This is a genomic window from Geomicrobium halophilum (assembly GCF_014207655.1).
Classification (GTDB): domain Bacteria; phylum Bacillota; class Bacilli; order Bacillales; family Marinococcaceae; genus Geomicrobium; species Geomicrobium halophilum.
Map to the genome: position 1 here is coordinate 662,220 of NZ_JACHHJ010000001.1, position 19,406 is coordinate 681,625.

Annotated in this window: 18 protein-coding genes; 15 read left to right on the forward strand and 3 right to left on the reverse strand. The window is 42.8% G+C overall.

The genetic code is table 11. The features are described from left to right. Positions 1-80 precede the first annotated feature (80 nt). From HNR44_RS03250 to HNR44_RS03270, 5 genes are all read left to right on the forward strand, one after another. Complete coding sequence (locus tag HNR44_RS03250) at positions 81-1,376, forward strand: four-carbon acid sugar kinase family protein (protein ID WP_184402668.1); 1,296 nt, start codon at positions 81-83, stop codon at positions 1,374-1,376. Beyond that, on the forward strand, positions 1,373-2,368 hold the full coding sequence (gene pdxA / locus HNR44_RS03255; protein WP_184402669.1) for a 4-hydroxythreonine-4-phosphate dehydrogenase PdxA: 996 nt from the start codon (positions 1,373-1,375) through the stop codon (positions 2,366-2,368). Before HNR44_RS03250 ends, pdxA begins: the two co-directional genes overlap by 4 nt. 804 nt (positions 2,369-3,172) lie before the next feature. Then, a complete protein-coding gene (locus HNR44_RS03260) occupies positions 3,173-3,520 on the forward strand; it encodes a ribosomal eL19 family protein (RefSeq protein ID WP_184402670.1) in 348 nt (115 codons plus the stop codon). A 939-nt stretch (positions 3,521-4,459) separates the two neighbouring features. Continuing rightward, positions 4,460-5,311: a pirin family protein gene (locus HNR44_RS03265; RefSeq protein WP_184402671.1), complete on the forward strand. Its 852-nt coding sequence runs from the start codon at positions 4,460-4,462 to the stop codon at positions 5,309-5,311. A 340-nt stretch (positions 5,312-5,651) separates the two neighbouring features. Further along, on the forward strand, positions 5,652-6,260 hold the full coding sequence (locus HNR44_RS03270; RefSeq protein WP_184402672.1) for a Uma2 family endonuclease: 609 nt from the start codon (positions 5,652-5,654) through the stop codon (positions 6,258-6,260). Between the two features lie 355 nt (positions 6,261-6,615). Here the strand turns inward: HNR44_RS03270 and HNR44_RS03275 are convergent, their stop codons facing one another. Both HNR44_RS03275 and HNR44_RS03280 read right to left on the reverse strand, forming a co-directional pair. Continuing rightward, a complete protein-coding gene (locus HNR44_RS03275) occupies positions 6,616-6,795 on the reverse strand; it encodes a hypothetical protein (protein ID WP_184402673.1) in 180 nt (59 codons plus the stop codon). Positions 6,796-6,984: 189 nt separating this feature from the next. After that, positions 6,985-7,458 carry a hypothetical protein gene (locus HNR44_RS03280; RefSeq protein WP_184402674.1) on the reverse strand — a complete coding sequence of 158 codons (474 nt, stop codon included), beginning with the start codon at positions 7,456-7,458 and terminating at the stop codon, positions 6,985-6,987. A gap of 343 nt (positions 7,459-7,801) precedes the next feature. On the opposite strand from HNR44_RS03280, the gene HNR44_RS03285 reads away from it, so the two are divergent. Continuing rightward, complete coding sequence (locus tag HNR44_RS03285; protein ID WP_184402675.1) at positions 7,802-8,002, forward strand: hypothetical protein; 201 nt, start codon at positions 7,802-7,804, stop codon at positions 8,000-8,002. 262 nt (positions 8,003-8,264) lie between these two features. Here the strand turns inward: HNR44_RS03285 and pdxR are convergent, their stop codons facing one another. Then, positions 8,265-9,668: a MocR-like pyridoxine biosynthesis transcription factor PdxR gene (gene pdxR, locus HNR44_RS03290; RefSeq protein WP_184402676.1), complete on the reverse strand. Its 1,404-nt coding sequence runs from the start codon at positions 9,666-9,668 to the stop codon at positions 8,265-8,267. Between the two features lie 125 nt (positions 9,669-9,793). On the opposite strand from pdxR, the gene gabT reads away from it, so the two are divergent. The 9 genes from gabT (at position 9,794) to HNR44_RS03335 (ending at position 19,312) form a co-directional block, all read left to right on the forward strand. After that, on the forward strand, positions 9,794-11,083 hold the full coding sequence (gene gabT / locus HNR44_RS03295) for a 4-aminobutyrate--2-oxoglutarate transaminase (protein WP_184402677.1): 1,290 nt from the start codon (positions 9,794-9,796) through the stop codon (positions 11,081-11,083). Between the two features lie 22 nt (positions 11,084-11,105). Next, positions 11,106-12,518 (forward strand): NAD-dependent succinate-semialdehyde dehydrogenase, encoded by a 1,413-nt coding sequence (locus HNR44_RS03300; RefSeq protein ID WP_343069417.1) that lies wholly within the window; start codon positions 11,106-11,108, stop codon positions 12,516-12,518. Positions 12,519-12,579: 61 nt separating this feature from the next. After that, the gene (gene speB / locus HNR44_RS03305) at positions 12,580-13,521 is read left to right on the forward strand and encodes an agmatinase (protein WP_184402679.1); all 942 of its coding nucleotides are present in this window, start codon (positions 12,580-12,582) and stop codon (positions 13,519-13,521) included. Positions 13,522-13,571: 50 nt separating this feature from the next. After that, a complete protein-coding gene (locus HNR44_RS03310; RefSeq protein WP_184402680.1) occupies positions 13,572-14,942 on the forward strand; it encodes a YjiH family protein in 1,371 nt (456 codons plus the stop codon). A 73-nt stretch (positions 14,943-15,015) separates the two neighbouring features. After that, positions 15,016-16,374, forward strand: a complete 1,359-nt coding sequence (locus tag HNR44_RS03315; protein ID WP_184402681.1) for an APC family permease — start codon at positions 15,016-15,018, stop codon at positions 16,372-16,374. Positions 16,375-16,379: 5 nt separating this feature from the next. Next, a complete protein-coding gene (locus tag HNR44_RS03320; protein ID WP_246406961.1) occupies positions 16,380-17,657 on the forward strand; it encodes an ArgE/DapE family deacylase in 1,278 nt (425 codons plus the stop codon). A gap of 351 nt (positions 17,658-18,008) precedes the next feature. Next, positions 18,009-18,587 carry a TetR/AcrR family transcriptional regulator gene (locus HNR44_RS03325; RefSeq protein ID WP_184402683.1) on the forward strand — a complete coding sequence of 193 codons (579 nt, stop codon included), beginning with the start codon at positions 18,009-18,011 and terminating at the stop codon, positions 18,585-18,587. Positions 18,588-18,646: 59 nt separating this feature from the next. Then, positions 18,647-18,994 carry a DMT family transporter gene (locus HNR44_RS03330; RefSeq protein ID WP_184402684.1) on the forward strand — a complete coding sequence of 116 codons (348 nt, stop codon included), beginning with the start codon at positions 18,647-18,649 and terminating at the stop codon, positions 18,992-18,994. 3 nt (positions 18,995-18,997) lie between these two features. Then, positions 18,998-19,312, forward strand: coding sequence for a DMT family transporter (locus tag HNR44_RS03335; RefSeq protein WP_184402685.1), 315 nt, complete (start codon positions 18,998-19,000; stop codon positions 19,310-19,312). The last annotated feature ends 94 nt before the right edge of the window (positions 19,313-19,406 follow it).

Sequence of the window (19,406 nt, forward strand, 5' to 3'; positions counted from 1 at the left end):
ACGATTTTGAATGATAACAAGGAGTTCAGATTAAGACGCCCATAACCTGGGCTCCTTATCAGATTGAGGTGTAAAGAAAGATGCGAATCAGTATATTAGCGGATGATTTAACAGGAGCTAACGACAGTGGTGTGCAATTAGCCCGTCATGGCTTAAAGACTTCTGTATTGTTAGCCCCTGTGACAGATTCATTGGCCGAAGTCGAAGCGGCTGTATTTGATACCGACAGCCGGTCTATCTCAGCTAAAGACGCTTATCAAAAAGTAAAGCAGACAGCAGAAAATATACGTAGTGAAGGTTTTGATCTTGTTTATAAAAAGATAGATTCTACACTGCGTGGCAATATAGGAAAAGAAATTGACGCCATGTACGATGTGTTTGCACCTGATTTTGTCATCATTTCTCCGAGCTATCCGAAAAACAAACGTCAAGTGATTGATGGTGTTCATTATTTAAATGGAGTTCGATTGGATGAGACGGAATTTGCGCAAAATCCGAAGGACCCGATAACAGAAGCTTATTTGCCTAGTTTAATACAGCAACAAACGGAAAGAGCGGTAGGGTTTGTGGGCCGGGAAGACTTAAAGATGGGAAGCGATCATGTACAGCATAAGCTTGGGGTGTACCACAATGACGGTATCCCATATCTTGTTTTTGATGCGGAAGCAGAGGAGCACTTACGCCAAACGGCAGCTTATATATTCGAATCGAACTACCGGGTTTTATGGGTAGGTTCTGCTGGATTAGCGCATCATCTGCCGGCTGTATGTGGTTTTGGTAAGCAAACAGCGTCTTTTTCTGTAGCGAAAAATAATCAATCTGTATTGTTTGTCATTGGAAGTGTCAGTGCGGTCTCTCGCAAGCAGCTTGAACGTTTATTGCAAGAGCCAAAAGTGGAAGGAGTTCGTATGCAACCTGATCGGGTTATCAACAGTTCGGTCGAAAAGAATGAAGAAGTTCAACGCATGATTGATGCTGGCAAAAGGGCGCTGGATAATGGGCGACATGTTGCCCTTTATTCATCCGCATCAAAAAGCGATATTGAACAGGTACAAAAGATAACGGCAAACGTAGGAATAACACCGCATGAAGCAAGTATAGATATCGTCTCCGCTCTGGGAGAAGCCGCTGTTCCACTTATGGACGAAGAGAAAGTGAGCGGAGTCGTAATGACCGGTGGAGATACGGCCAAACAAGTATGTACGCATGTTCAAGCTGAAGGATTCGAGCTGTTGGACGAGATGGAAACAGGTATTCCTCTTGGACGTTTTCTAAGCGGGAAAAGTATGTACGCTGTCACAAAAGCAGGTGCGTTCGGTAGTGATGAAACATTTGTTAAAGCCATTCACAAATTACAAGGAGCAGATCGATTATGAAACCAGTCGTGGGTATTACAATGGGAGATGCAGCAGGCATCGGTCCAGAAATTATTGTCAAAGCTTTACAGGATGAAACGTTATATGAACAATGCCACCCTGTGGTAATTGGAGATGCGAAAATACTAGAGCGAGCCAAACAAGTGGTACAGGCTGATGTGACGATTCATTCTGTTCATTCTGTTAAAGAATCAGTGTTTCAGCATGGAACCATCGATTGTTATGATATGAATTTAGTATCCAAGGATTTACCATTTGGTCAAATTTCTCCTCAAGCTGGGGATGCAGCTTACAAGTATGTAGCAGAAGGGATAGCATTGGCGAAAAGCGACGACATTCAGGCGATTTGTACAGCCCCTTTAAATAAAGAGGCCATGCACAAAGGTGGACACCTCTACCCAGGGCATACAGAAATATTAGCTGATTTGACTGACACAAAGGATTATTCCATGATGTTATCCGGGCCGAATTTGAAGGTAATCCATCTGACCACTCATGTCGGATTGCTACAAGCAATCGAAAATATTAATCCTGAGCGAACGTATACCGTGGTGCGCCTGGCCCATGAAACGCTGCTTCGTGCCGGAAATGAAAATCCTAGCGTGGCTGTGTGTGGAATCAACCCCCATGCTGGTGAAAATGGTTTGTTTGGTAATGGCGAAGAGGAAGAAAAACTGATCCCTGGAATTGAAAAAGCGCAACAGGAAGGCATTCAAGTCGAGGGGCCTTATCCAGCAGACACATTATTTTTTCGAGCGGGTCGAGGAGACTTTGACATCGTGGTAGCTTGTTATCATGATCAGGGACACGCTCCTGTAAAAGTACTCGGCTTGGAAGCGGGTGTAAACATTACGGTAGGATTAAAAGGCGGTATCATTCGTACTTCAGTCGATCATGGCACCGCCTTTGATATTGCCGGAAAGAATATTGCCGATGAACAAAGTATGCAAGAAGCGATCCGGGCTGCTTTGGATCTTGCTCCTAAAAAGTAAAATCACTTTTCCATTGAAATCCTGTTTTTGAAAAGGCCGATCTGTTACCGCTCCTTTTTCAAAACTGGTTTTACAACAGTTCAAGAATAAAGTGATGGAGGAGACCCCCTATCGTCAACCTTTAAATCAGAGAAAGCATATAATTTTTAGGGTGAAATGCCAGGCCTCTGACATTTCACTCCTTTTTGTGTTGTATCGAGTCGAAGAACTGCTGAGTTATTGGAAACTATACGCACTGACTTCATCCTCATAGAGTTGCTCCATTCGGGTAATACCCGGGCGCTACGCCGAAAAAGTTTCTAAAGCCCTGAATCAAATGTCCAGCGCGCCGAATAATGAATCCCTTGCGCCGAAAAACCTGTCTGGCAAAATGACCAATCATTGCCCAAAACTTGAATCACCTCAAAAAAATAGCCCCAGTTACCGTATAAGGGGGTCAGGGTGGTTTTCTACAGTATTGTCTGAGTTTTACTCATATAAAAAAGTACCTTCATGAATGAAGATTCCTGATCATTGACATCACAAAAAAATAACTTTGAAAGTAGAATGAAACCTTGATATTTTTCTCCATTCGTAGAGCTTTGCACTGTTTGGATAGGACAACTATATTAGATGTCATCTTATATCGATGGCACACAGGAGCACATTCAAAAATCTAAGGTGCATGTCAGGGGATCCAGGGTTGTTTTGAATTGGCCAACGATTGCTATTCTATCCAAAATAATAGGCAATAGTTATTGGCGAAGGAACGAATGTTCTGTATTGTGGAGGCAATATATAGGAATAGGGATAGGGGGGATTTTGATGAGTGAAGAGCGTTTAAACAAGTTGGAAGGTTATATGGAGCAATTAATAAGAATGGTAGCCGATAACAACAAGATCGTATCAGGATTGCAACAGGAAATGAAGGAAGAACGAAAGTTGAACCAACAGCGATATGACGAATTCCGGGAAGAAAAGCATTTGAATCAGCAAAGATACGAAGTGAATGAACAACGATATGAAGAATTTAAGGAGGAAAGACAATTAAATCAGGAGCGTCACGAAGTATTGTTGACAGAATTAAGAAAGCAGAATGTAGATACTGAATATCTTCGTAATCAAGTATCCAAGCATGACTTGGAAATCCATCGAATTCAAATGATGAAGTAGTAAAGAGAGGAGATCTAAAAGGGAACAAACGGATCATGCCCAATTATGATTTTCCTGGAAATTGAAATTCATCCTTATTATCTTATCAGATTTTTATTGGAATGGTTTTTCCCAAAAATCTTCCCTAATACGATATGCATGGCACTTGGTTTGATTTCTTCATCTCCAATACTTGCCCCCTTCAAAACATAAAGTTCCCTTTGAGGAAAATGAGGCTGTTTGCGTACATCATAAACATCCATGATCGTGGCATTCATCATGAGCCGCTTTTTAACTATTGAAGCCCGTCTTGAAAAGAAACAGGAGGGCGGGTAACCTATGAACTCCTCAGTGATCCTGATAACAGCTAAAGAGTGTTTTACATCCCCAAAACATATAGACGTGTAGGTTGCTTTAAAATCTTTTCCTAGTCATTCATTTATTTTCCTAAGTATGGTATTAAATCAATTCGTCCTCCCCCACATTGATGATTTTTCTATGTAATATCGGTGCTTCTGCCGCTAATATATTCGCGGAAACAACATTATCGATATGCGTCTGATGCTTCTCCATAGACCAATCCTATAAAATCGCTTTTATAAATTTAAGGGCTACTACTGCATATTTAGAATGAGGATCTTGTTTGGGTCTGGAAACATTTGTAACGTTGATGTTAACGATGGATGTGGAACAGGAAACCAATTGTTCCTTTATGTTGATACGATTAATTGTGTCAGTTTACCGGTTGGTCTAACTTACCGAAACGAGAGCGTTTAAATAACATAGGCGATGTGCAAAACATTATCATGGAGTCAAATCATCATGGTAAAGTGAAAGTACAAACAAATAAAAGGCTGCTTCGGCATTAGAACTGCAGATAATGGGTAGAAAGAGAGGGAGCACGGAGAAAAAATAAACATAGACTTTTGTTTGTTTTGTAGTTATAGAGGGAGGATGGACATGACAAATCAACAACGAACGATTGCTGAAGTGAGAGACGTAATCCTTCGCAAAAATAGTGACATTCACACGGCCGGTCCTGTCGTGGCACCGGGAAACTGGGCAAAAAGTGACCCATTCCTGCTGCTGATGGAAGATAAATTTCAAGCGGGAGCCTTTGACAAGCACCCGCACCGGGGAATCGAAACTGTGACATACGTTATTGATGGACAGATTGAACATTATGATAGTCATTCCGGAGACAGCGGCGTTCTCGGACCGGGGGATGTGCAATGGATGACCGCCGGCAGTGGGGTGATCCATAATGAAGTACCATCCGAAGGGGTCACAGCCCATTCGCTTCAACTATGGGTCAATCTTCCTCGCGCTAAGAAAATGATCACCCCACGTTATCAGAACTTAAAAGGGGAGGACATGCCAACACAGGAATTGGAGGGAGCGACCATTCGTGTATTTTCCGGGACTTCCAATGGGGTCACCTCTCCTACACTAAATCACGTTCCCGTAACGATGGTGGAAATGCTCATCGATCCTGGGGCCACTGTTTCCCAAGCGTTGCCGGGGAGCTATAACGGATTTATGTACATCCTGGAAGGAAACGGGGTGTTTGGGGTGAATGAGGTGAGAGCCTCCAAAGGTCAAATGCTCTGGATAGGCAACGGGGAAGCTGAAGAAGGAGAAATACAGATCACAGCTGCCGAACCATTAAGGCTGGTATTATATGCAGGAGCTCCCCTTCATGAGCCGGTTGTAGCGAACGGACCGTTTGTGATGAATACAGAAGAAGAGATTAAGCAGGCATTTCTTGATTATCGAGACGGGAGGTTTTTGAAAGACCCTCAAGCCGAGTAGAAGAATTTCACGAGAAAAATTATAGCGGCTGTGCGTTTGCTTCTTTCCCAAAGCGAAAACAACAGCCGGCTTTTTTGATGTCGGATTCTTGTTATTGATTGTAGCACTATGTCATACATAAACGGATTCGTTACGGTCTGACTTTTTACACGGTAACTTAGGTAAAAATAACACTAAGTAGGAGGCGACATGAAAACACAAAGATTCACAAAAATAAATCGTTACGCACGCATTTACTGCTGTTAGGCGGAAAAGGATTTTCTGCAACACCCTCATAGCCCATACTATGGTATGATAACGGTAACAATGACTTGAAGCCAGAGGAAGGAGGGTGATGTATATGTGTCCACGAGATTCTTTCGACACGAATTCGAAAATAGTAAAAGAGCAGCCGGAGTCTTACACTGACTCAAAGGATCCGTATGAAAGTCCGCTTATTGAAGAAAGATATGAAATTATCAACGGTATCCGCTATGATTTAAAACCTTCTCCCGGGCTTGATCATCAGCTTTTGGTGTCGAAGATATTGAACATCATATATGACACTTGTCGGCCCAAAGGCATTGTCATTGTATCTCCGATGGACATATATTTGGATGAGGACAATATTTTACAACCCGATGTCATTTTTATATCCAATGAAAATATGCATATTATCCACGATCAAAAAATTAAGGGCGCTCCTAACCTTGTGGTAGAGATCTTGCCTCCGCAATCGGGAAAGCACGATAAAATACACAAAAAAGAGGTATACGAACGGTTTGGGGTGCCAGAATTTTGGGTTGTTGATCCTCAACATGAAATCGTTGATCAATTCGTATTAAATAGAGAAAAGTACCAATTACAAGGAACGTTCAGCGAAGAACATTTACTAACCTCTCCGAACTTGGATTGTATTCATATCGATTTAAGAGCATTGTTTCAGGAGAAAATACAATACCGTCAATGACCACTATTTTTGGTCTGTGATAGATCTTCTTGATATGCAGGTCTATTTTTTTGTATCGGCCTGAAAGGAAATTTTGGATGATCATAACACATCTTTCCTTCAGCACATCAGGATGCCCCTCCGGTTCCCTATTCACCGGCATTCCATCAATGTAGGCATAAAATAGCGCGATGAACGGCGTTACGTGTATTTAGCTCGCTGGCGCAAATTATTTAGCATGAAGGGAAAACCTCTGCCCATTAGCATCACTCGTTTTTAGATGTAGATAGTCAAATGGAACGACTTCACAGTAACAAGCTTGCATTGTTGATCTCTTTTTTGAAATCTGAATGTTTTTATTTGTCGTGAAACTTCGTTACAAATTGACGTCCTGCTTGCACATCCCCTGATTCGCCAGCGTCTTGGCCATCGCAACCCAAATTCTGGCCGCTTTATCATAGTTTCCTCGGTATTTATTGCTAACAATGGCGTCTACTCTGTCCTCTGTTTCCTTTTCAAACCATTCAAAGTAAAACTTTTCTTGTTCGTCTGTCAAATGAAGGCTCTTTTTAACGCGGTCAATGAGTTTCATATATTTGTCTATATTTAATTCCTCAGAACCATAATCCCCTTGGATGAGAGCATATCGCCATTGATTATGAAGAATTCTGGAATATTTGTCGTCCTTCGATAAGAGCTCCAGGAAAAATGAGATCATCATGGGTTTAGGATTTGAATTGAATGTTCAGCCAAGGGGATCCTTGCCTTCACACATATGAAATACTTTTTCATAATTCCCACCTAAAAGATGGGTGTAATAAAAAACTTTTTCATTAAATGTCGCCCTTTTCCTCTCGATATCCAGAAGCGATGCACTATTTTTCCCCTTATTTTTTAATTCGATCATTCTTTCTTCAACTTCCTCCCGAATCTCATCGAAGCAGCCTTCCTCATGAGCTGTCATATACAGATCCAGCAAATACTTCATGGAAGGGTTGAAGTAAAAGCCTTCTCTGAATCCTTTTAATTTGAGTTTAAGATCCCCGAGCTCCTCACCAATTTCTGATAACTTTTCGGCAACTTCTGCCCTCGCCGTATAATGGCTCGGAATCGTAGACAATCCTTCTATGGTAGCCTGGAGAACTGATTCTCTTTCTCCTTCCATTTCCAATGTTTTTATCCAATCCATATAAGCTTTCGGAAATTGATCTACATACACACGGGCAAATTCCGAGATTGCAGGAATCCCTCCCTTAAGAAAATGCAGGGAGCCACTCGAAGGGCTTTCTTTGACAGCTGTGCCCGCTTCCGCGTTTCGCCGGGTGGGGATAGGCCCCATCGCCGAATTGTGTGAAGCGGTGGGTTCGTGGTAAACTTCGCATGCGGCTGATGACTTTTTGAACTTTTTTCACCCAGCGGCCATCAGATGCACACCACGAACCCAAACAGCTGTCAAAGGTGGCGGATATCGCTAGACAACCCATCGGAAACAACGCTTCCTAAGCCCAAAGTTTTTCTGTCCACTTTCTTGACAGAAGTCCAGTTGAAAGCAGGGATTTTCGATGAATATAGGATTAATAGTATTGTTATTGCTAGGTGCCGGTTTGATCATAGGGATTACGCTTGCCATCGCGAAAAATCCTGGGGATAAAAATTACAGCATTGAATCCAGTTTTAAATTAATGAGTGTCATGTATATGGTTGTCCTCCCTATCATTTTGGTTATTGTTGTCATTATTGCAGCTATCCTCCCCTTTATGTAGCGAGAATACGCAGCCGGTAGGGGGGAGAAAGTTGCCTCTTGGGGTGAAGGACCGCTCCATTCTTTTCCTTCAAGAAGACCCTATTTCGATCAATGCTGAAGCAGAGAAGAGCCCGGTTTTTCCGCTCACTCTCCCCGTGTTTCGGCGTGTGTACGTCCATCCTTATGAGAAATACCTGTTATATTTGATTTCCATTTTACCGTCTTTAAAAATTTAACCACCCTAAAAAGAATATCAATAGAAATCTGGGGCGCCTTACTAACTATGAATCAGGAAAGCAACATCTATATAACTCCTCTACTGCCTCGGTAATCTCCTCTGGTTTTAACTTCGCAAAGCCGATAATTAACGTGGGCGACGCGTCTCTAAACGGCTCATGTAAGAAACGTTGGATGGAGTATAGTTCGATATCCATTCTATCTGCCCGTTCCAGAATCCTTTCGATCGCTTCCTCTGTATCAAGATGTAACAAAAAATGAAGGCCGGCTTTTTCCCCCTCCACTCGAGTCAATGAACCGAAACGATCTTGTAACGCCGCTATCGTCTTTTCTCTGAGATCTTTGTAATAGTTACTCATGCGTTTAATGTGTTTATCGTAGTCGCCGGTTTCTAAAAATTGGCTGAGCACAAGTTGTGTGAGCACTGAGGTCGTTTGCATAAAATGGAGGCCCTTTTCCTTAAACCCGTTGATTAACCCCAATGGTAATACCATGTAACTCATTCGAAGGTCAGGGAGCAACGATTTCGAAAAAGAACCAATATAAATCACTTTTTCGTTAACATCCAGGCTTTGTAAAGAAGGGATCATGTCCCCCTCGTATTTAAATTCGGAATCATAGTCATCTTCGATGATATAACGATTCTCTTTTTCATAGCTCCAATGCAATAATTCGGTACGGCGAGAGACGGGCATAATCGACCCTGTCGGCATTTGATGAGAAGGGGTGACAATCGCAATATTTGCCTGTGTTTCCCGTAATTTGTCTACCTGCATGCCAAGATGATCTACAGGAACATGATCGACGGGGTGATCCATCGTTTTTAACAATGCACTTAGTCGGTGATACCCCGGCTCTTCCATGGCAAATGGTTGATCTTCTGCGTTGACCAGTAGGAAAAGTTGTAATAACCATTGAGTGCTTGCTCCGATCACAATTTGTTCCGGTTCACAGATCACTCCTCGGGTATGTCGGATTTTGCTGGCCAGAATTTCTCGTAATTTGTAGATCCCTTGGGGATGATTAATATCCGAAAGAATGTCTCCTTCTTTCTGGATGGCTTTTTGTTCACAATACTGCCAACGCTGAAAAGGGAAAAGTGAAGCTTCTACCCCCATATGCGAAAAGGAGTAACGATACGCTTTCGGTGGTTTTTCTATTAAGTGAGCATCGAGCTCTTTTTGTTCTTTCTGCGGCCTGATCGGCTGGATGGGTTCAACAAAATAACCGCTACGTTCTTTTGTATAGATGTACCCTTCTGCTATCAATTGATGATAAGCGGAAAGGACACTATTTTGACTGACACCTAGAGACGAAGCGAGCGTTCTTTTCGAGGGAAGTTTCGTTCTTGCTTCCAATCCTCCTTGTAAGATTTCATTTTTCATCCAATGATAGATTTGCTTATATACCGGGGATGAGTAGTTTCGATCAATCGGAATATGGAACATGTTAACCTCCAACTGGTACTATTGATTTTTTTCGTCTGGTACTATCAAGGATATCAAAAAACGCTTACAATGACGAAAAACATCATTGATTGTAAGCGTTACCGGAAAAAAAGGGAGGTTTTCTTATGGGAAGCAATCATTGGCAAGAAAAAAGAGACCAGTATGTTCCAAGAGGAGTAGGGAATGGCAATCGGGCGATCGCTCGTTTTGGCAAAGGAGCGACGTTGTATGATGAAGAAGAAAATGCCTACATTGATTTCGCCGGAGCTATAGGCACGATGAACGTCGGCCACTCCCACCCGAAAGTCGTGGAAGCTGCAAAAGAACAAGTGGAAAAAGTTTCACATCCAGGATTTAATGTCATGATGTATGATGGCTATATTGAGCTGGCCGAACGTCTTTGCTCGATTACGCCGGGTGATTTTGATAAAAAGACGCTACTCTTAAATAGTGGAGCCGAAGCAGTGGAGAACGCGGTGAAAATCGCTAGAAAAGCCACAGGGAGGCAAGCTGTTGTTACGTTTAACCGTGGATTTCATGGACGGACAAATATGACGATGGCGATGACAGGCAAGGTCAAACCGTATAAATTTGGTTTTGGCCCTTTCGCTTCTGAGGTCTATCACGCCCCCTATCCTTACATGTTTCGAAAGCCGGAAGAGCAAAGCGACGAAGCATACGTACAATCTGTCATTGACGATTTTGATGTATTTTTGAAAACCGAAGTAGCGCCCGAACAAGTGGCGTGTGTCGTTATGGAGCCGGTCCAAGGAGAAGGTGGTTTCATTGTACCGCCCAAGGCCTTTGTTGAACACGTGGTCAAGCGTTGCCAAGAACACGGGATTCTTTTCGTAGCTGACGAGATCCAAACCGGTTTCGCACGTACCGGCGCATGGTTTGCCAGTGAACATTTTAGCATTGCACCTGATTTAATCACCATGTCGAAATCGTTAGCGGCTGGATTTCCATTAAGTGCCGTCGTTGGAAAAGCCGAAGCTATGGATGCTGCTAGCCCCGGTGAATTAGGTGGAACGTATAACGGAAATGCCGTTGCTTGTCAAGCAGCGCTTGCTGTTTTGGATATCATTGAAGAGGAAAACTTAAATGAACGTGCGGAAGTCGTTGGTCGTCAAGTTGAAAACAAGGCTCATGAGTGGGAAGAGCAATTTCCATTTATTCGAGGATTTCGCCGTATTGGAGCAATGGCCGCTTTTGAAGTGGTCAAAGAAGATGGAAAGAAGCCAGATCCGAAAAAAACAGCTTCTATTTTACAAGCAGCCAATGCTTCCGGATTGTTATTGCTTTCCTCCGGGGTGCACAGCAATGTGATCCGTTTTCTCGCTCCGATTGTAATTACCGATCAAGAATTGGAGGAAGGTTTTCAAATTTTGGAAGGCGTATTGAAACAGCAGTAAGGGGGATTCCATGATACAAAAAATCTATATGAACGGAAAATGGCAAGGGGAGGACCTGGACCATTTCGAAATCGTCAATCCTGCAACGAAACAAGTCATCGGAGCTGTACCCAAAGGTGGCAAGAATGAGGCCGAACAAGCGGTTGAAGCTGCTCATACTGCTTTCGATTCTTGGTCAAAATTGCCGGCTCAAGAACGCAGCAGGCTTCTAGCTGCCTGGCACCAATTAATAGAAGAGAATAAAGAGGAAATCGGAAAAATCATGATCCTAGAACAAGGGAAACCTTTACAAGAAGCAATAGGTGAAGTTAGTTATGCCAACGGTTTTATCTCCTGGTACGCCGAAGAAGCCAAACGCATATACGGAGAAACCATTCCCGCTTCTCATACGAATAAGCGTATATTCGTGCAAAAACAACCCGTTGGGATGGTGGCAGCCATTACTCCATGGAACTTCCCGGCAGCGATGATCACCCGTAAGGTTGGCCCTGCGCTTGCAGCAGGGTGTACCGCTGTCGTCAAACCAGCAGAGGAAACCCCTCTTACAGCACTAAAACTAGCCGAACTTGCTGAAGAGGCTGGCATTCCTGCAGGGGTGGTAAATGTCATTACAGGGGCTCCTCAAGAAATCGGAGAAACTTGGCTCCAAGATGAACGTGTACGAAAAATCACTTTTACGGGCTCAACAGAAGTTGGAAAACGATTAATGGAAGGAGCCGCTCAAACGGTCAAAAAGATTTCCCTTGAACTCGGCGGACACGCGCCATTTATCGTTATGGAAGATGCAGATATAGATAAAGCCATTGATCAGTTAATTGGATCAAAGTTTCGAAATGCAGGCCAAACGTGCATTTGTACGAATCGCGTATATGTACAGGAATCTATTTTGGAAACGTTCCACGAAAAATTCAAAGCGGCGGTTCAGAAATTAACAACCGGAAATGGGCTGGAAGAAAACGTGGATCTAGGCCCCTTAATTAATGAACAAGCGATAGAGAAAGTTCAAAAACATCTAGATGATGCAATATCAAAAGGTGGCAGAATATTGAGTGGTGGAAACAGTTTCGAGAAAAACAAAGGTCTTTATTTTGAACCTACGATTTTATCTGAAGCCACCGACGACATGCTCTGCATGAATGAAGAAACCTTTGGCCCCGTAGCACCGGTCGCTGCTTTTCAAACCGAAGAAGAAGTCATCCAACGAGCAAACAACTCACCCTATGGTCTAGCAGCTTATGTATTCTCGGAAAATATCGGGAGAGCTGTACGCCTGAGTGAAGCATTGGAATACGGCATTGTAGGTGTGAACGACGGCCTTCCTTCGGTGCCGCAAGCCCCGTTCGGAGGAATGAAAGAAAGCGGAATAGGTCGAGAGGGTGGGCACCATGGGATCGAAGAATATTTGGAAGTGAAATATATTTCGTTGGGGATATAATGCGTAACGCATAAGGCGAATTAGAACAACCGAAAATAACCTCGCACAAGGAGGAATATTGATGTACCAACCTAAAGATTCATCCCAATCCCCACGCTTCGTAGGGTTGCGAACGTTCATGAGATTGGAAGCAGTAGAAGCAACAAATGTTGATTTTGTCGTTGCGGGTGTTCCTTTCGATACTGCAACATCGAATCGAACAGGTCAAAGGTATGGACCGCAACATGTACGAAATTTTTCTATACTCTTAAGACCATATAATCCGGATCAAGATATCAATATTTTCGATTATTGTTCCGGTGTAGATTATGGAGATTTTGATATTGTTCCAGGCAATATACACAGAACCTATGAAAATATCGAAAAGTCTCTGGAACCGATTTTAGATCATTCCATTACGCCCATTTTAATGGGAGGTGATCATTCGGTTACGCTTGCTCATTTAAGAGCATTCAAGAAAAAATATGGTCCCATTGCATTAGTACAATTTGACTCCCATGGGGACACCTGGGATGACTACTTCGGTGAAAAATACATGCATGGTACCGTTTTTCGGAGAGCAGTGGAAGAAGGTCTGATTGACGTTGATCACTCGATTCAGGTCGGAATGCGCGGTCCGTTGTACGGACCTGAAGATATTGATAATGCAAGAGATCTTGGCTTTGAAGTCCTAACAATGAAAGAAGTACGTAAACTTGGCCAGGAAAATGTCATACAGCGAATTCAACAAAGGGTAGGAAATCAACCTGTATTTGTCACCTACGATATTGATTTCTTAGATCCTGCGTATGCACCAGGTACTGGAACCCCAGAGGTAGGTGGTCCAACGAGCTACGAAGGCCTTGAATATGTGAGAGGTCTGGATGGTTTAAATGTTGTTGGTTTTGACCTGGTGGAAGTACTTCCCGATTATGACAGCGGTGAAATTACCGCTGCTGCAGCCGCTACGATTATGTACGAGATGATCACGTTGGTGGCTCTAAAGAAAAGAAGAAATAGCTAGCGCCTATATTGAAGTTTCCCCATCAACTGAGGTGCAAAGGGGGAGTAACGTTGCAATTAAATTCGAAGAAAAACATTAAGGATAATGAATTAAAGTATAAACTTCAATTCATTATTGTTTCACTCATCGGGATTTTATTATTTCTTATACCTGTCCCGGTGGGTGAAGAAATCACTATTGGCGTAGGAATCATGGCGACTTTCGTACAGGAAGCGTTTGCGGATTATATTCCCCAAGTGATGACAATTATCCTTATATTATCAGTACTCCTGTCTGTGATCACAAAGATATGGAAACCTAACCTTGTATTGGAGAAGCCTTTCTGGCGAGGATTATTGGATGTTAACTGGGTGTGGTTGACATTTCGTATACTAGGTGCCCTGATTGCGGTTTTGACTATTTTTGAATGGGGACCGGAATGGATATGGTCAGAAACTTCAGGCGGAGAGGTTTTGTATTCCTTGATTCCTGTTTTGGCGACTTGGTTTTTTTTCGCCGGTTTACTTTTGCCTGTGTTAATTGAATTTGGGTTAATGGAGTTCGCTGGAACTTTACTTCGAAATTTTATGAAACCATTATTTACGATTCCCGGACGTTCATCGATTGACGCGCTTGTTTCCTGGATGGGGAGTGGCACAGTAGGGGTTCTTGTCACAACACAGCAATATGAAAATGGGTATTATACGCAAAGAGAAGGGACGGTTATCGCCACCAATTTCTCTATTGCCTCCATCGCATTCAGTATACTGGTCGTTCAGTTTTTGGATGTCAGTCATATGTTTGTACAATTTTACTTTACCGTTTGTGTCGCAGGACTTATTACAGGAATGATTGTCCCGAGAATACCGCCTCTTTCAAGAAAAAAAGAATCTTATCATGAAGTTTCCGGAAAACAAATTGACGAAGGGAATCCCCAAGGAATGTCTTATGTAAGATGGGGATATGAAAGGGCCATTGCAAAAGTCAAAAGAACAGAGAATTTTTCAAGTTTAGCTAAACAAGGGGTTAAAAATGTAATTGATATCTGGGTAGGACTCATTCCATTGGTGATGGCATTGGGCACGATGGCATTAATGTTAGCGGAATTCACCCCTATCTTTCATTGGATTTCTTACCCATTTGTTCCTCTATTAAATATTTTGCAAATTCCAGAAGCGACAGATGCGGCAATAGCCGTCGTCGTTGGTTTTGCAGACATGTTTTTACCTGCTGTCATCGGGGGAGGGATTGAAAGTGAGCTGACCCGCTTTGTTATCGCCTGTCTTTCCATGACGCAGCTTGTTTATATGTCTGAGGTTGGGGTTTTACTCTTACGTTCGAGTCTGCCATTAAATTTATTCAATCTTTTCGTCATTTTCCTTCAACGTACACTTATTAGCCTACCGATTATAGCAGTAATGGCTCATGTTCTATTTTTTTAAGGGGCTATAATTAAGAAACTTCTTACGTCAGTCTGACTTATGTATGGATTCACTAGAGGAGGATTGATCATAGATGGAAGATAGGGAAGGAAAGCTGAAGAAAGTATTATCTAACTGGGATGTGTTTCTATTATCCTTCGGAGCCATGATTGGCTGGGGATGGGTTGTTTTGTCCGGCACATGGATCACATCCGCAGGTTCCCTCGGTGCTGCACTAGCTTTTGTTATCGGCGGAGTGCTTGTTGTTTTCGTAGGGTTAACCTATGCCGAACTTTCATCTGCGATGCCTTTTGTAGGTGGAGAACATGTATATGTGGGACGTGCCCTCGGCAATAAATCGACATTTATTGCTTCTTGGGCGATCACTTTCGGTTACGTTTCGGTCATAGCATTTGAAGCGGTTGCATTACCGACGGTGATCACTTATTTATTTCCAAACTATGAAGTAGGGTATATGTGGACCATCGCCGGTTGGGATGTTTATGCATCATGGGTGATCGTAGGAATGGCTGGCTCTATCATTATGGCAGGGATTAACTATTTCGGGGTTAAACCGGCAGCGAAAGTACAGATCATTTTGACGTTGAGCATTTTTATTGTGGGTATCTTACTTATCACAGGTTCAGGTTTTGGTGGTAGTATTGCAAACATGGAACCCTTCTTTGTGGACGGCGCAGGGGGAATTATGGCTGTGCTCGTATTGGTACCTTTTTTATTCGTTGGTTTTGATGTCATTCCACAAGCGGCTGAAGAAGCAAATATTTCACCTCGAAAAATTGGCAGGTTACTCATTCTATCGGTCGTTGGTGCTATTCTTTTTTACATCGGTGTGACGCTTTCCGTAGGCCTGGCATTACCTGCAACGTCATTGGAGGGTATTGAACTTGCTACAGCTGATGCGATGGCCGCAGCATTTGGTTCTCAGGCATTTGCAAATATTCTTATCTTAGGAGGGGTTGCCGGGATTTTAACAAGTTGGAATGCTTTTATCGTTGGGGGTACGAGGATTATTTATGCCATGGCCGAATCAAGAATGTTGCCTTCCTGGTTTGGTAAGCTTCATCCAAAATATGGAACACCCTCTAATGCAATTATTTTTATTGGCGTTTTATCTGTGTTAAGCCCTTTACTTGGAGAGCCGGCTTTAGATTGGTTTGCAAATGCAGGTGGGTTAGGTATTGTGGTTGCTTACTTAATGGTGGCCATCTCATTTATCATCTTACGTCGCCGTGAGCCGGATTTAGAAAGGCCATATAAGGCTGGAAACAGTCAATTTGTAGGAGTTGCAGCGGTTGTGTTGAGCTTAGGATTTATTGTTCTCTATATGCCTGGCATGCCTTCTGCTTTATTTAACATCGAATGGTTGATTGTGCTTGGTTGGTCGTTGCTTGGCTTGGTATTTTATCTTAATTTTTTAAGCAAAAAAGGATGATCAACATGACAGATCTAAGAATGCAAATCAAAGAAAAGATCGATGAACAGTGGGAAGAACAACTTGAATTTCTACAAATGATTGGAAGATTTAAGAGCACCTTAGGGAATGAAGGTGCTCTGCAAAATTATCTCGCGGATTATTTTCAAAATGAAATGCAATTGAGCACGGAAAAAATCATCCCTGACATCAAAGAAATGTCCAAACATCAAGGCTTTTCTCCTGTAGAATGGGGGTACGAAGGACGTCCGGTTGTGGTAGGCACATGGTCGTCAGCCGGAAAGAAAAAAGGGAAGAGTCTGATTTTACAAAGTCATGTTGATGTTGTTCCCGAAGGGCCGCATGAAGATTGGCGCTATGATCCGTGGGGAGCGACCATCGATGGTAACCGCATGTATGGTCGTGGTATCCAGGATATGAAATCAGGAATGGCAGCCATGGTATTCGCTGTGCGGGCGTTGCAATCGTTGGGCATTAGGCCACAGGCGGATGTTTATCTGGAAAGTGTGCTGGAAGAAGAAATTACGGGAAATGGGGCACTGGCTACGTTACTTGCCGGATATAAAGCCGACGGAGCTTTAATTCCGGAACCGCTGGGGCAGCAAGCATTAATTGGCCAAGTGGGGGTCATCTGGATGCGTGTGCGCGTGAAAGGGGCAGCCGCTCATGTTGAGCGGGCATCGGCGGCCGTTAGCGCGATCGAAAAAGCATATGTACTAATTCAAGCGATTCAAGAATATCGAACCTATACGAATGAACGTCCCAAACATTCGTATTTTAAAGACCATCCCCATCCCTTAAATGTAAACGTAGGGAAAATTTACGGAGGCGATTGGGCGTCAAGTGTAGCCGCCGATTGTACATTCGAGGTCAGGGTTGGCCTGTATCCGGGTGAAGATCCGCAAGCAATCAAAGATGAAGTAAGCCAATGGTTAGTGGATGCAGCAGCAAAAGATGAATGGTTAAAAGAGGAACCGCCTGAAATTACGTATTACGGCTTTCATGCAGATGGGGTCGCCCTTGAAAAAGATTTGGATGTTTTTAAAACGCTTGGAAAAGTGCACAAGCAAGTTACTGGCGAAGAGATGCAATTTTCAGCAACAACAGCAACAACCGATGTACGTTTTTACAGTGTTTACGATGATATTCCTGCCACTTGCTATGGGGCTGATGGCGGCAATATGCATGGACCAAACGAATGGGTGGACTTACCGAGTGTGAAGCGTGTCACCGAAACGTACGCGAACTTTATCCTTGATTGGTGTCAAGCAGAGAAAATATAGCTCAAGCTCTTTTCTGATACCACATATAGCTTCGCAGTAGGAAAAAAGGCTAAAAAAGCGGTCAGGAGCTTATACTACTGGCCACTTTCTATGGCTAATCTAAGAGAAAAGAAAATGTTGGCTGGGGGAGGGAAACACCTCTATATTGTCAGTCCTAGTTTACCCGAACAGTCTTTAAAATTCGATGTAAAACAGAATAAGCGGAACATTGTAGCAGTACGTGCGCAAAGAATACCGAATCGTTAAAGCCTACAGAGAAAATGCTGATACATACCTTTTTCTTTAGGATTTGACAAAAGATAAAACCTTCTTTATAATGAATGATAGTCAGTCATTATTGGGGGTTGAGAGATGGACAAGAAGGAAAAGATTGTTCACGCTGCGATCGAGGTTTTTCGTGAGAAGGGCATTGAAAAAACCAAAGTGTCCGATATTGTGCAAATCGTGGGTATTGCTCAGGGTACTTTTTATTTATACTTTCCATCGAAGCTATCTGTGATGCCGGCCATTGCTGAGGTGATGGTTGAAAAAATGATGGATGAAATGAAACGTCATGTGCAGGAACATGCACCTTTTCAGGTTCAAATGGAAGAAATTATCGAGGTCGTTTACAACTTGACCAAAGAGTACCCTGATGTGTTTGCTCTTATTTATGCAGGACTTACCCAAACCGATTATTTAAAAGAATGGGAGGCCATCTATGCTCCTTTGTATGAGTGGATGAACGAGCTTTTAGATCAAGCTAAAGCTTCAGGAATCATTCGTCATTCCCTGCATACTGAACGGACAACAAAAATGATAATCGGATTAATTGAGTCAACAGCTGAACAGGTTTATTTGTACGACGACTGTAAGCAAGAAGAAACGGTTCGTCTGCAAAAACAAGAATTGTTAGAGTTTATCAGCCATGCACTGGGGCTTCATCGTTAAGCGTGGAGCTCATTTTATCAAAAAATGACTGAAAGTCAGTCAGTAAAGGTGGATATAGAATGAATAAAGCTTGGATGTACGTTTTTTTAACATGTTTATTTGAATTATTTTGGGTGTTTGGCTTTAATGTTGCAACGGCTTGGTGGCATTGGGGGATCGTCGTGATCATTATTCTTATCGACTTTTACTTTCTGTCCAAGGCCTGTGAACATTTGCCAACCGGGACGGTCTACGCCATATTTGCAGCAGCAGGGACCGTTGGCACAGCTTTAATGGATGTATTTATCTTTGGAGGTGCATTCAGCATCATGAAAGCGATCTTCATGGGGATTCTCATTACGGGTGTCGTAAGTTTAAAACTAGCTGATAATAAAGGTGAAGAACAATACGCGAAAGGAGTTGCTTAAATCATGGGGTGGTTACTTGTAACGTTAGCAGCAGCCTCTGAAATCATCGGTGTTATGGGTTTAAAAATGTTTAGCCAAAATAAAACGTTGCAAAATATGCTGATTTTTGTAGGGGGATTTGGAGTTGCCTTTGGGCTCCTATACGCCTCTTTTAACTTCTTGCAATTAAGTATTGCGTACGCGGTGTGGCTCGGGACCGGCACTGCCGGTGCTGTATTGGTGAATATGTTGTTCTTCGGGGAATCCAAGAACATGGGACGTATAATAAGTCTCGTTATTATTGTGGTTGGTGTAACAGGGTTAAAAGCTGTGTCTTAATCGTTATAAGCGTTCGGGCCAGCTATCTGTTCTTGGCACCAAGTAATGCTAAAAATATGGGTTGTAGCGTATATCAAATGTTTTCATGATATGG

What these genes read in the sequence shown, in the direction of transcription:
- HNR44_RS03250 (WP_184402668.1), top strand. Translation starts at nt 81, where the DNA reads ATGCGAATCAGTATATTAGCGGATGATTTAACAGGAGCTAACGACAGT.
- pdxA (WP_184402669.1), top strand. Translation starts at nt 1,373, where the DNA reads ATGAAACCAGTCGTGGGTATTACAATGGGAGATGCAGCAGGCATCGGT.
- HNR44_RS03260 (WP_184402670.1), top strand. Translation starts at nt 3,173, where the DNA reads ATGAGTGAAGAGCGTTTAAACAAGTTGGAAGGTTATATGGAGCAATTA.
- HNR44_RS03265 (WP_184402671.1), top strand. Translation starts at nt 4,460, where the DNA reads ATGACAAATCAACAACGAACGATTGCTGAAGTGAGAGACGTAATCCTT.
- HNR44_RS03270 (WP_184402672.1), top strand. Translation starts at nt 5,652, where the DNA reads ATGTGTCCACGAGATTCTTTCGACACGAATTCGAAAATAGTAAAAGAG.
- HNR44_RS03285 (WP_184402675.1), top strand. Translation starts at nt 7,802, where the DNA reads ATGAATATAGGATTAATAGTATTGTTATTGCTAGGTGCCGGTTTGATC.
- pdxR (WP_184402676.1), bottom strand. Translation starts at nt 9,668, where the DNA reads ATGTTCCATATTCCGATTGATCGAAACTACTCATCCCCGGTATATAAG.
- gabT (WP_184402677.1), top strand. Translation starts at nt 9,794, where the DNA reads ATGGGAAGCAATCATTGGCAAGAAAAAAGAGACCAGTATGTTCCAAGA.
- speB (WP_184402679.1), top strand. Translation starts at nt 12,580, where the DNA reads ATGTACCAACCTAAAGATTCATCCCAATCCCCACGCTTCGTAGGGTTG.
- HNR44_RS03315 (WP_184402681.1), top strand. Translation starts at nt 15,016, where the DNA reads ATGGAAGATAGGGAAGGAAAGCTGAAGAAAGTATTATCTAACTGGGAT.
- HNR44_RS03320 (WP_246406961.1), top strand. Translation starts at nt 16,380, where the DNA reads ATGACAGATCTAAGAATGCAAATCAAAGAAAAGATCGATGAACAGTGG.
- HNR44_RS03325 (WP_184402683.1), top strand. Translation starts at nt 18,009, where the DNA reads ATGGACAAGAAGGAAAAGATTGTTCACGCTGCGATCGAGGTTTTTCGT.
- HNR44_RS03330 (WP_184402684.1), top strand. Translation starts at nt 18,647, where the DNA reads ATGAATAAAGCTTGGATGTACGTTTTTTTAACATGTTTATTTGAATTA.
- HNR44_RS03335 (WP_184402685.1), top strand. Translation starts at nt 18,998, where the DNA reads ATGGGGTGGTTACTTGTAACGTTAGCAGCAGCCTCTGAAATCATCGGT.